The 11,862-nt window shown below is 61.7% G+C and carries 10 protein-coding genes, 1 tRNA gene and 1 pseudogene; 9 read left to right on the top strand and 3 right to left on the bottom strand.

Features of this window, described 5'->3' with window-relative positions:
• Positions 1-208 precede the first annotated feature (208 nt).
• The 7 genes from WEB61_RS13630 to WEB61_RS13600 all read left to right on the top strand — a co-directional run bounded on the left by WEB61_RS13630 (position 209) and on the right by WEB61_RS13600 (position 7,066).
• On the top strand, positions 209-904 hold the full coding sequence (locus WEB61_RS13630; protein ID WP_368064885.1) for a helix-turn-helix transcriptional regulator: 696 nt from the start codon (positions 209-211) through the stop codon (positions 902-904).
• A 67-nt stretch (positions 905-971) separates the two neighbouring features.
• Positions 972-2,456 (top strand): MFS transporter, encoded by a 1,485-nt coding sequence (locus WEB61_RS13625; RefSeq protein ID WP_368064884.1) that lies wholly within the window; start codon positions 972-974, stop codon positions 2,454-2,456.
• A 65-nt stretch (positions 2,457-2,521) separates the two neighbouring features.
• The gene (locus WEB61_RS13620; RefSeq protein ID WP_368064883.1) at positions 2,522-3,211 is read left to right on the top strand and encodes a TetR/AcrR family transcriptional regulator; all 690 of its coding nucleotides are present in this window, start codon (positions 2,522-2,524) and stop codon (positions 3,209-3,211) included.
• Positions 3,212-3,259: 48 nt separating this feature from the next.
• Positions 3,260-4,294, top strand: coding sequence for a hypothetical protein (locus tag WEB61_RS13615; protein ID WP_368064882.1), 1,035 nt, complete (start codon positions 3,260-3,262; stop codon positions 4,292-4,294).
• Positions 4,294-5,172: an SDR family NAD(P)-dependent oxidoreductase gene (locus WEB61_RS13610; RefSeq protein WP_368064881.1), complete on the top strand. Its 879-nt coding sequence runs from the start codon at positions 4,294-4,296 to the stop codon at positions 5,170-5,172. Before WEB61_RS13615 ends, WEB61_RS13610 begins: the two co-directional genes overlap by 1 nt.
• Before the next feature lie 24 nt (positions 5,173-5,196).
• Entirely contained in the window at positions 5,197-6,498 is a 1,302-nt protein-coding gene (locus WEB61_RS13605) for an LLM class flavin-dependent oxidoreductase (RefSeq protein ID WP_368064880.1), read from the top strand.
• Between the two features lie 145 nt (positions 6,499-6,643).
• The gene (locus WEB61_RS13600) at positions 6,644-7,066 is read left to right on the top strand and encodes a Rap1a/Tai family immunity protein (protein ID WP_368064879.1); all 423 of its coding nucleotides are present in this window, start codon (positions 6,644-6,646) and stop codon (positions 7,064-7,066) included.
• Between the two features lie 3 nt (positions 7,067-7,069).
• Here the strand turns inward: WEB61_RS13600 and WEB61_RS13595 are convergent, their stop codons facing one another.
• From WEB61_RS13595 to WEB61_RS13585, 3 genes are all read right to left on the bottom strand, one after another.
• Positions 7,070-8,434, bottom strand: coding sequence for a glutamine synthetase family protein (locus WEB61_RS13595; protein WP_368064878.1), 1,365 nt, complete (start codon positions 8,432-8,434; stop codon positions 7,070-7,072).
• Positions 8,431-9,807 carry an aspartate aminotransferase family protein gene (locus WEB61_RS13590; protein ID WP_368064877.1) on the bottom strand — a complete coding sequence of 459 codons (1,377 nt, stop codon included), beginning with the start codon at positions 9,805-9,807 and terminating at the stop codon, positions 8,431-8,433. The genes WEB61_RS13595 and WEB61_RS13590 overlap by 4 nt, the downstream gene beginning before the upstream one ends.
• 23 nt (positions 9,808-9,830) lie before the next feature.
• Positions 9,831-9,903: transfer RNA gene (locus tag WEB61_RS13585), tRNA-Thr, on the bottom strand.
• Positions 9,904-9,991: 88 nt separating this feature from the next.
• On the opposite strand from WEB61_RS13585, the gene WEB61_RS13580 reads away from it, so the two are divergent.
• Positions 9,992-10,765, top strand: a complete 774-nt coding sequence (locus WEB61_RS13580; RefSeq protein ID WP_368064876.1) for a glutathione S-transferase family protein — start codon at positions 9,992-9,994, stop codon at positions 10,763-10,765.
• Between the two features lie 163 nt (positions 10,766-10,928).
• A pseudogene (locus WEB61_RS13575) lies at positions 10,929-11,862 on the top strand (hypothetical protein); the annotation flags it as partial.

Raw genomic sequence — 11,862 nt, 5'->3', positions numbered from 1 at the left:
TCCTTGCCGTCGAAGGCGATGCGGATCCAGCTGCGCGCTTCGTCATATTCCTCGATGCGCCAGCCGAGAAGGCGCGCGCAGGGTGGTGCCGGCATGTTGAAAAAGGAAGTATCGGGGATCGCGTTCATGGCTGACCTCATGCGGCACGGGATGCGGAAGCCGAAGATTAGCTGGGGACATCCTGACAGCATTATGTCAGGATGTTGCCATGCGCAGGGCCGACCGACTTATCGAGATCATCGGACATTTGCGGAAAGCGGACCGCCTCGTTACGGCGGACGCGCTTGCCGAGCGGCTTGAAGTTTCGGTGCGTACGATCTACCGCGACATCGTCACTTTGCAGGCGCAAGGCTTGCCTATCGAGGGGCAGGCGGGCGTCGGCTATATGCTGCGCGGGCCGGTAGACCTGCCGCCGCTCACCTTCGATCACGATCAGCTTGAGGCGATGGCACTGGGTCTGGCTTATGTGACGCAAGTCGGCGATGCGGCGCTGGCTGCTGCTGCGCGTGCGGCGCGGGCCAAGATCGATACGGCGTGGACCGGACAGACGGTGCCTGGTGTTATCGGGCGCCGGGTCCGTTCACACCAGAAGCCTGAGCGACGGGCCCCGGATTTCACCGCCGCACTTCGCGCCGCACTTCGTGTGCGTCACGTCGTCATGTTCGACTATCGGGATGCCGAGGGGACGCCGAGTTCGCGAAGGGTGCGGCCGCTAGCGCTGACGGCGTTCTCCGATGGCTGGCTGCTGATTGCATGGTGCGAAGATCGGCTGGACTTTCGCGTGTTCCGGCTCGATCGCATGAGGAATCCGATCGTGCTCGATGAGGTTTTCGCGGAAGAAGAGGGCCGAGATTTCCCGACCTATCTCAGGGAACGCAGTCCCGACGCTGTTTCGCGCAGGTGACGCGAGGTGCTGGGCGCGGTAGACGCTCCTCCTTGACCATTTGCGGTTTCGGAACAAACATTCGTCGATGACCGACGAGCAAACGGGTCTTGCGAGACGGAACTCGGGTTCCACAGGGGCCGCGACATTCGAATGCGACGTTCCGGCGCGACTCGACCGTTTGCCCTGGGGCCGCTTTCACACGCTGGTCGTGATTGCGCTCGGCATCACGTGGATTCTCGACGGGCTCGAAGTGACGCTTGCCGGGTCGGTTGCCGGCGCGCTGCGGGAAAGCCCGACGCTCGGGATGAATGCGGCCGATGTCGGCCTTGCGGCCAGCGCCTATCTCGTGGGCGCGGTTTTCGGCGGCATCTTTTTCGGCTGGCTCACCGACAGGTTCGGCCGGCGGAAGCTCTTCTTCATCACACTCGCTCTCTATGTTGCCGCGACAATTGCGACGGCCTTTTCGTGGAATCTCGCGAGTTTCGCGTTTTTCCGTTTTCTCACCGGAGCCGGCATCGGGGGCGAGTACACAGCTATCAATTCGACGATCCAGGAACTCATTCCGGCACGATTTCGCGGCTGGACCGATCTCGCGATCAACGGCAGCTTCTGGGTCGGGGCGGCGCTTGGCGCCGGGCTTTCAATTGTGCTGCTCGATCCCGATATCGCGGGTGGCGATCTCGGCTGGCGGCTTTGCTTTTTTGTCGGCGGCGTGCTGGGGCTGTTCATCTTCGCTGCGCGCTTCTGGATTCCCGAAAGCCCGCGCTGGCTGATGACGCATGGCCGCTCGGCGGAAGCGAGCGATGTGATGGCTGGCATCGAGGGGCGCTATCGTGCACGCGGCCACGTGCTGGCAGAAAACCTTGACTGCATCAAGCTTCGCGAGCGCGGGCCGCTACGGTTTCGGGAAATTTTCGAAACGCTTTTCCGGCTGCACAGGCAGCGGTCGCTTGTGGGATTGGCGCTGATGTCGGCGCAGGCATTTTTCTACAATGCGATCTTCTTCACCTATGCGCTGGTGTTGACCGATTTCTACGGCATTCCGGCGGCGCAGGTCGGTTGGTATATCCTGCCTTTCGCGCTCGGCAATTTTCTCGGCCCGCTCCTTCTCGGCCGATTGTTCGACACCGTGGGGCGCCGGATCATGATCGCGTCGACCTATGCAATTTCGGGTGTGCTGCTGGCGCTGAGTGGGTATCTCTTCGAACAGGGGTTGCTCACGGCGCAGACGCAGACCATTGCCTGGATGGTGATTTTCTTCTTTGCGTCGGCGGCGGCGAGTTCGGCCTACCTGACGGTCAGCGAAACATTTCCGCTTGAGATCAGGGCACTTGCCATCGCTGTGTTCTACGCCGTGGGAACGGGACTCGGCGGCGTTGCCGGGCCGGTGCTTTTCGGTCGGCTGATCGAAACGGGCTCACGCGAGGCCGTTTTCATGGGTTATCTGTTCGGTTCGGTCCTGATGATTGCCGCCGCAACTGTGCAGGCTTTCTGGGGTGTGGCTGCCGAGCGAAAACCGCTGGAGACTGTCGCCAGGCCGCTCGCGTCATCCGATCAGGAGCGGGCATAAAAAGATGCCCTCAAAATACACTCAGTTGAGTTGACTTTTTGTCATTTTAGCCTGACCCTTTCTCCATGATCACGGAGGAAACGGGCTCCAGGACCCGAGAAGCCGCTGCAGCGGCCATCCTGGACACAGATGACACGCAAACGTCCGTTGCCGGGAAGGCAGGGGGCAGCCTGTCGGGTGCGGCCAAGCGGAAGCTCGAAAGCCGCCGTAAATTGATGGCCGCCGCGCGCAAGCTTTTCGTCGAACGCGGCTATCACGAAACGCGGCCGCAGGACATTTCGCGCGAAGCGGGCGTCGGCCACGGCACATTTTATCTTCATTTCGAGGACAAACTCGATTGCTTCCTTGCCTTCACCGAGGAGGCGGCCGAGGAACTCGAGGTGTTCCTGGAGCGGCACCTTGCGAATGCGGGCACGCTGGAAGACGGCATCCGCGAAATCCTGCTGGCGATTTTCGAGTATTCGGACGCCAATCCCGGCGTTCTGGCCGCAACGCTCACCGATGTCAGCGTGCTGTGGAAGGGCGATACGGGCCGGAAGATGCCCGCCGATCGTTGGGCCGAGGGCTGGATCAAGGCGCTTGAACACTGGAAAGCGACCGGCGAGGCGCTCGCCGATCTCGACAGCAGGCTCGCGGGGTATCTCATTGTCGGCGCGATCAAGCAGGGTGGTGCCTATGGCTTTCGCCAGAAGCTCGAGCGCGAGGTGCTGATCGACGGCATGACCAGGCTTTTCGTTCGTGCACTGAAAAAATAACAGCGGCAAGCAGCGGCCCGCAAAGAGGCCGAACCGGAGGAAGCGAGAATGACAAAGCTCTCATACACACGAGACGAGCTAATGGCGTCGCATGTCTATGCGCGGCCGCACGAGGAAGCGGGCTACAAGCTGCATGGCGGGTTTCTGGCGGATGGAACCTATGTGTCGCCGCGCGTGCTCAATCGCTGGCCGGCGGTAAAGGCGTGGGCGGCGCAGTTGGAAGCCAAGGGCTATCCGCTGATCGACGCGACTGTGCAGCTTCTGAAGCGCGGCAACTATCCCAATATTCCGCAAGAGAAGTTCCTGCTCGCTCATGGAGCCGGACAATCGTTCTGGAATTCGCTGACCATTACCGGTGTGATTGAGGCGCGTGGACGAATGCTCTGCGATCTCGACGCACCCGATTTCCAGACGATCATCGAGGACGATATTTCCGAAACCTGCACCGGGCACCTGCACAAGGGGCTCCTCTATGCGCATGGCGCGGACGAGGGGGGCGATCCTGCCGCACCGGAGTTCGGCGCACATGATCAGATGTGGTATGCGGCGCGCGATCTCTGCTTCGGCAAGGACCGTTATCCATTGCCGGAAGTGCCGGAGAATATCGGCCGACCGGACGCAGGGCGGCTGATGCCACAACTGCCGGCGGGCTTCGAGCAGCTCATTCTGATGCTGATGAATGTGCTGATGATCGAGGTCAGGGCGGAGAGTTTCTTCGCCTTTTGCTGTGAGATCATGCGCGATCCGGACGCCTTTCCCGAGCGGCGGGAGGCGGCGCGGCTTGCGGCCGAAATGGTCGAGCGCATCCGGACCGACGAAGCCATTCATGTCGGCTATCTGCAGACCACGATTTCCGAAATGCGCAGCTTCACCTTCAAGGGCATCGACGGTTCGCGCGTCAAGGGCAGCGATCTGATCGATCCGATCTGGGAAGGCATGGTTCATTGGCATGCTGTGACTCAGGCCGATTTCGGACGAGAACAGACGCGCGAAGCGATCCGCACCGGATTGGCCAAGACGCCGGACGGAGCGGGACTCTTTGCCGAATTCGATGCGCTTGACGATATTCAGAAGGCAGCGTGATGCGCGACCTGCAGGGAAAGACCGCTTTCGTGACAGGCGGCGCAAGCGGCATCGGACTTTCGATGGCGCGCGCCTTCGGCGCTGCCGGTATGAATGTGATGCTTGGCGACATCAACGAGGAGGACCTTGCGGCGGCCGTCGGCGAACTCAAGGAACGGCAGATAAAAGCGGCGGGTATTCGCTGCGACGTCGCCGAGCGCAAATCGGTGGAGCGCGCGGCGGAGGAAACCGTCGCGACCTACGGCAAGGTGCATGTCGTCTGCAACAATGCAGGTGTCGGCGCGGGTGGGCCTATCGGCACGCTGAAGCCCGGCGACTGGGATTGGACCATCGCCGTCAACCTGATGGGAGTCGTCTACGGGACCGAGGCATTTCTGCCGCATATCCGCGCGCATGGCGAGGGCGGGCACTTCGTCAACACAGCGTCGATGGCCGGAATTGTTTCAATCCCCGGCATGGAGCCTTACACGGCATCGAAATATGCCGTAGTCGGGATGTCGGAAGGGTGGCACGCGCAACTCGCGCCTGAGAATATCGGCGTGTCGGTCTTGTGCCCCGGATTTGTGCGGACGCGCATTTTCGAAAGTGCACGGGCGCGGCAGGAGCGCTTTGGCACCGCCGCCGACGACCGCGATCCGGCGCGCGCAGAGGCAGCAAAACAATTCGTCCTCAGTGGCCTCGATCCGGATCGCGTTGGTGCGCGGGTCGTAGAGGCCGTGCAGGCCAACGAGCTTTATATTTTCACGCATCCGGATATGGCGCCCATGTTCGAGGAACGCGCGCGCAATATCGAGGCGGCTTTCGCGCGCGCTGCGGAAAGTCCGGCGCTTGCTGGTTCCGAGTACAAGACACCGGAGCAGATCAAGGTATTCGACTAACAAGAACAAAATGGGAGATGCGTCATGCGGTTTGGCATTTTCTACGAGCACCAACTGCCGCGGCCCTGGCACGAGGGTGACGAGCTGAAGCTCTTTCAGGACGCTCTCGACCAGGTGGAACTCGCGGACAAGATCGGCATCGATCATGCGTGGGAAGTCGAGCATCACTTCCTGGAGGAATATTCACATTCTTCGGCGCCGGAGGTTTTTCTGGCGGCGTGTTCGCAGCGAACCAAGAACATCCGCCTTGGTCACGGCATCACGCTGATGCCGCCAAACTACAACCACCCGGCGCGTGTGGCCGAACGTATTGCAACGCTCGATCTCGTATCGAAGGGTCGCGTCGAATGGGGTACGGGCGAGAGTTCGGCGCTGCTTGAGCTCGGCGGTTACCGCGTGCCAGTCGAACAGAAGCGATCACAGTGGCGCGAGGCCGTAGAGCAATGCGCCAACATGATGGCGATGGACCCCTACCCCGGATATGAGGGCGAGTTCTTTTCGATGCCGTGCCGCAATGTGGTGCCGAAGCCGGTGCAGCGTCCGCACCCGCCGCTCTGGGTCGCCTGTTCCAATCGTGAGACGATCAAGCTCGCGGCGCGGCTCGGCATCGGCGCGCTGACGTTTGCGTTCGTCGATCCGGCCGAAGCCAAGCAGTGGGTCGACGATTATTATCGCATCTTCAAGGAGGAGGCGGTGCCGATTGGCCATGCCTGCAATCCGAACATTGCAATGGTGACGGGCTTCTCGCTGCATAAAGATGCCGAGGAAGCCAAGCGCCGCGGCATGGACGGGTTTCGCTTCTTCGGCTACGCGCTTGGTCATCACTATATTTTCGGCGAGCACAAGCCCGGCCGAACAAATATCTGGGAAGCGTTCGAGAAGGCGCGGCCGCACCTCCCGGAAGAAGGCGGCAATCGTGGCATCGGTACGCCGGAACAGATGCGTGAGCATCTGCGCGGCTTCGCAGCGGCGGGCGTCGATCAGGTGTCGTTCATCCAACAAGGTGGACGCAATCGGCATGAGCATATTTGCGAGGCGCTGGAAATGTTCGCGAGCGACGTCATGCCGGAGTTCAAGGAGCATGAAGACGAGCGGCAGAAGAAGAAGGCGGAAGAACTCGCGCCCTATATCGAAAAGGCAATGAAGCGGAAGCAATATATGAAGGCGCTGGCAGACGATGAGATTCCGAATGTCGTTGCGTTGGGCCGTCAAATCACCGATCAGGCAGCTCGGACAAAGGAAGAAGAGGAAGCACGCAAACGCTTTTCCGAACAGGGGCAGGTGCCGCTTGAGGATCCGCTGAAGAAGGCGACCAGTGCCGACTGATCCTGAAACAGGATGGAATGATGAAAGGGCTGCCCGACAAGGCGGCCCTTTTTCTTCTGCGCCGAATGGTCGCGCGTCATTTGTTGATGTGGCACCGTCGAAATTCAAGTTCATAGTGAACGGAGCCAACAAGAGGGAGATCAACATGAAAAATGTCAGTAGAGCTGTCGTGTTAGCGGTGGCGGCAGTGGTACTGTCCGTCGGGCTGGCGCAGGCGCAGGCGCCGCGCATTACAACGGGTGCCGAGCTCGTGTCTGCATGTACCGCGGCGACGAGCGCGAGCACCACGGCGGATGACCGAGTTGCGCGGGCATCGTGTCATCAGTTCCTTGCGGGGCTTGCGGCGGGTGTCTACGCGTCGGTCGAGCGCGGGGCGCCGCTCGTCGTGCGGCGCATGGGTCCGGGCATGGACGAGGAGGTATGTTTCAGGCTGCCGGACAATCTTCCGTTCGAGGCGTTCGCGCAGCAGGTCGTCGAGTTCGCGCCGGAGCATCCCGAGCTTTACGACAGAAGCGCCTTCGAGATGGGTGCGCGGACGCTGGCAGCGAATTATCCCTGTCCGGAATAGACGTCAGGCGTTGCGGAGATACCAGTCGAAGTCGACATCGGAGATTTCGGCGAAGAAGCGGTCGCATTCGACTTCCTTGATGGTCAGGAAGATGTCGACAAACTTTTCACCGAGCCGTTCGCGCAGAAATTCGGAACGGCGAGCGGTTTCTAGCGCCTTCCACCAATTCATCGGCAGCGTCGCTTCGCGCTTTAGGTATCCGTCGCCTATCACCGGTTCGCTTGGCTCAAGTTTCTTGTCGATGCCTTCTTCGATGCCTGCGAGTACCGCAGCGAGCGCCAAATAGGGGTTGGCATCGGCGCCGCAGACACGGTGCTCGAGATGGCGCACGGCGGCGGGCCCCGACGTGACGCGCAGCGGCACGGAGCGGTTGTCGATGGCCCATGCGGGCGCCAGTGGCGCGTAGGAATTTCGGCGAAAGCGGCGGAACGAGTTGGCGTTCGGGGCGAAAACCGCCATCGCGTCGGCCATCGTTGCTTCCAATCCACCGATTGCGTGGCGAAACATCGGCGTCAGCGACGGATCGTCGCCGGCAAAGAGATTTGGGTTCTTGTCGTCGGCCAGTGAAATGTGCACATGCAGGCCGCTGCCCGACATGCCGGCATAGGGCTTTGCCATGAAGGTGGCGATGTAGCCGTGGCGGTCGGCGACGCCCTTAACGAGGCGCTTGTAGAGGATTGCATCGTCGGCGGCGCGCAAGGCATCGTCGCGATGCGCCAGTACGATTTCGAACTGACCGGGCGCATATTCCGAGATCAGGGTGCGGGCCGGGAGGCCCATTTTTTTCGCGCCGGCAAAGATGTCATCGAGAACGGGCGTGAAATCCTCCACGTCCTGCATCAGATAGGCCTGCAGATGCGAGGGTGCGAAGCCGTTGGGTGCGGCGGGCGGCCGGGGCTTGCCCGACTGCGCGGACGCACGATCGATCAGATAGAATTCGAGTTCGATGGCGACGACGGGCTTCAGCCCCTTGCGTTCGAGCGAAGCGACGGTGCGGGTCAGCGCGTGGCGCGGATCGGCTGACGTCGGCGAGCCGTCGCGTTCATACGAGGTCAGGATTAGTTGCGCGGTCGGCGTGTCGTGCCAAGGCGCGTGGGTCAGCGTTCCGGCGACCGGTAAGCAGGGCCGGTCACTGTCGCCCTCGGCCCAGACGAGACCCGTCTCCAGCACATCGGCGCCCAGCATGTCGAGCGACTGGATCGAGCACGGGAGCGGTCGGCCGTCACGATAGGCGGTCAGCATTTCTTCCGGCCGCAGGACCTTGCCGCGCGCGACCCCCGACGGGTCCGTCAGAAAGGTTTGAATCTGAACGATCTCAGGGTGCACGGCCAGAAAGTCCACGACTTCCTTTTCATCGGCGCGGGTCATGCCGCGATCTCCTTTTCGCCGCAGATCAGGGACAACGCCTCATCGAAATGTGTCACCAGCCTGTCGACATCGGCTTGCGTCGTCGAGGGCGCCACGAGGGTCATGTTGTGGAACGGCGTCACCAGAACATCCCGGTTGAGCAAAAAAAGATGGATGGCGCGTTCGACGGCGTGATCGATCGCGGCAGCGGCTTCCGCGCCGTCGCGAAGAGGACGGGCGCTGAACACGAGTTCGGCGCGGGCACCGAGCTGCGTTACGGTCCATGGCAAGCGGCGTCTTTCGACCGCGCTACGCAGTCCTTCCGCAAGGCGCGACGCCAGAGCCGTCATGTGTGCGTATGCGTCGGCAGTCATCACTTCTGTGAGACAGGCGTGCATCGCGGCGAGTGCTAGCATGTTGCCTGAAAGCGTGGTGCCAATGCCGGAATAGCCGGGCGCCTTTGTTTCCAGCACGCGGCGCATATCGGCTTCGACCTCCGACGTGAATCCAAAAACGGCAGCGGGAAACCCGCCGGCGACCGGCTTTCCCAGCACGAAGAAATCGGGCGAGATATTGCGCGCGCGCGTGAAGCCGCCGGGCCCGGCGGAGATCGTGTGCGTTTCGTCGAGGCAGAGAAGAGTGCCATGGCGGCGCGCGGTGGCGAGCAAGCCTTCGATGAAGCCATGTTCCGGCAAAACCATCGCTGTGTTGGTCAGCGCCGGCTCGGTGAGCACGAGCGCGATGTCTCCGTGCGCCAGCAGTGCCTCGACCGCTTCAAGATCGTTGAACGGGGCGGCGATGCTTGCTTTCGCGATGTCGCTTACCTGGCCGAGCAGGCCCGGCTTCATTCGCGTCCTGCCTTCGTCGAGCTTCACGAAAGCGTCTTCGACCTGCCCGTGATAGCAGCCGTCGAAGACCAGCACTTTCGGCCGGCCGGTCAGCGCGCGAGCCCAGCGGACGACGGCGCGGTTAGCGTCGCTCGCTGTCGCCGTCACCTGCCAGAAGGGAAGACCGAAGCGGGAAGAGAGCAGCGCTCCGACTTCGGCGGTCAGCGTCGAGGGCAGCATGGCGGTCAAGCCGTGCTCAGCCTGTTCGGCAATAGCGCGGGCGACGGGCGCCGGCGAATGACCGAACATCGCGCCGGTGTCACCGAGGCAGAAATCGGTATAGCGGCGACCATCAACATCGGTGACGATGGAGCCCATGGCCTCATGCACGAAAAGCGGGAAGGGCGTTTCCCAGTCAAGCATCCAGTGGAGCGGCACGCCGCCGGGAAAATGCGTGCCCGCTGCCGCCGCCATCTGCCGCGAGGCTGGATGCAGTTCGACAAAGAACGAGCGCTCTGCGGCAATCAGTGCCGCGGCACGCGCCTTGATTGCGGCCGGCATGGACATGGAAGACGCCCCGGATGAGACGGTGCCCCCGACAGGATTCGAACCCGTGACCCCCTGATTACAAATCAGGTGCTCTACCAACTGAGCTACAAGGGCGACCGTGCGCGCAAGATAGTTGCGGGCCGCGCCGACGGCAAGCGGTGCTTCGCGGCACCCTGCATTTGGCTCGCACGCATTCCCGGAATTGGACCCTGAAAAGCCTTGCTGCCCGGCCCAACTATGGCCTTGGCCTTTGGCGTGTGGAGGCGGCGATGGGCGATCAGAAGGCAGCAAGTCTTCATACGAGGAAACCTTTTCCGGAGGAAACACCATGAAGCTTTTGTCAGGTCCTTTGAGCATGTTTGGCGCCAAAGCGCAGATCGCCGTTGCCGAGAAGGGGATCGATTGCGAGATCGAGATGGTGCCGTTCACGCTCAAAGATCGTTATTCACCGCTTCATCCCGATGTGTTGCGGGTAAATCCGAAAAAGCAGGTTCCGGTGCTGCTCGATGGGCCGGTCGAGATTTTTGATTCGACGCAGATTTTCGAATATCTCGAAGACAAGTTTCCAACGCCACTGCTTTGGCCGGCCAACGTCGAAGCACGCGCCAATGCGCGGCTCATGGAATTGAAGTCCGACGAAGTTTTCTTTCCGTCTTTCGTTGTTCTGTTGCAGACGCTCGGCGACCCGCAAAAGCTGGAGGCGCAAGCGGCTCTTGCGAAGATCGGCGACTACTATCGGGAAATGGACAAGCTGTTGGCGCAACGCGACTATATCGCGGGCGTCTATACCTACGCCGACATCGCGTTCATGTGCGCCAGCTTCTTCACCTCGTTCATGGGCGGTGCGCCGAATCCGGCATTGTATCACCTCGCTGCCTGGCGCAAGCGCATGATGGCGCGGCCGGCGGTGGCGCCGGTTATTCATGCTCTTGCAAACTACCTGACCGAGAATCGGTTGAAGGCCCCAACGTTGTGACGACGCTCGCAAGATTTCCCGGAATTCAGCCATTTATAGTTAACACCACATGAACGGCAGGCTCAGGCGAGGTTCAATCGCCTCGGTGCATTCTTGCGCGTATTGGGGGCGGACAAACGCACCCTGAGGCGCGTCTCCGCTCCCTGAAAGGAGCGTTAGCGTCATGTGGATGAGACTCAGCCTGTTGCTTGCGGCCCTGCTCGCCTGGGACATGGTCACGGCAGATGACGGCAATTCGGCGTTCGAGCGAAGTGGCAGGGCGCTGATGGCGTTCGAGCCGGTGCGCGAACTTGTAGGGTATGTCGAGAGTGGCGATTTTCTGGACGACATGAAGTCGCTGACGTCCGTGGTGTCGGCGGAAGGTGTGGCGCTGGTGGCGTCGCGCAACGTTGCCGAACAGCAACGGACCGACCGACAGCGTGCCGAGCGACGTGAGGCGCGCGAGGAGCGACGTACCGAGGTGCATCTCTCGCAAGAAGATGTCGATGCGATCGCGAAAGCGGTCAAGGACCTCTACGCCGCCGAGCGGGAAGCTGCGGATGAAGAGAAACCGACATCGTTGGTGCTTCCGGAACCTGAGGAGGTTGAACGATCGATGGCCGAACTCGGCCCCGATCTGTTGAGCGCTATCGTCGCGGCGTCGCGGGCGACGGGCGCCAACTCGGGTTATCTGCTCCATATTGCCCTGCGCGAGAGCGGCCTTGCGCTGACCGCTCAGGCCCCGACATCCTCGGCGACCGGGCCCTTCCAGTTTATCCAGCAGACCTGGTACGAGATGCTCGGCCGCTATGGCCCCAAGCATGGGCTGGAATCGGAAGCGGCGTTGCTCGCGCGGCAGTCCAATGGGCGCTTTGCGCCGGTGTCGAACGCGGCGCGGAACGAGGTGCTGGCTCTGCGGACAGACGCGCATATCGCGGCGCTCATGGCCGGCGAGCTGACGATGGAAAACAAGGAGGCGCTCGAAGATCTACTGGGCCGGACGCCGGCACATGGCGAGCTTTATGCGGCGCATGTTTTCGGGCCGGCGGGCGCCGCGCAGCTCATCAAGACGCGCGATACCGCAGCGGCGACATCAGCCGCATCTCTCATGCCGTCCG

It is taken from the genome of Parvibaculum sp., assembly GCF_040882025.1.
In the GTDB taxonomy this organism is placed as follows: Bacteria; Pseudomonadota; Alphaproteobacteria; order Parvibaculales; family Parvibaculaceae; genus Parvibaculum.
The sequence above is the reverse complement of the archived record's forward strand: the minus strand, read 5'-3'. Positions and strand labels throughout refer to the sequence as shown.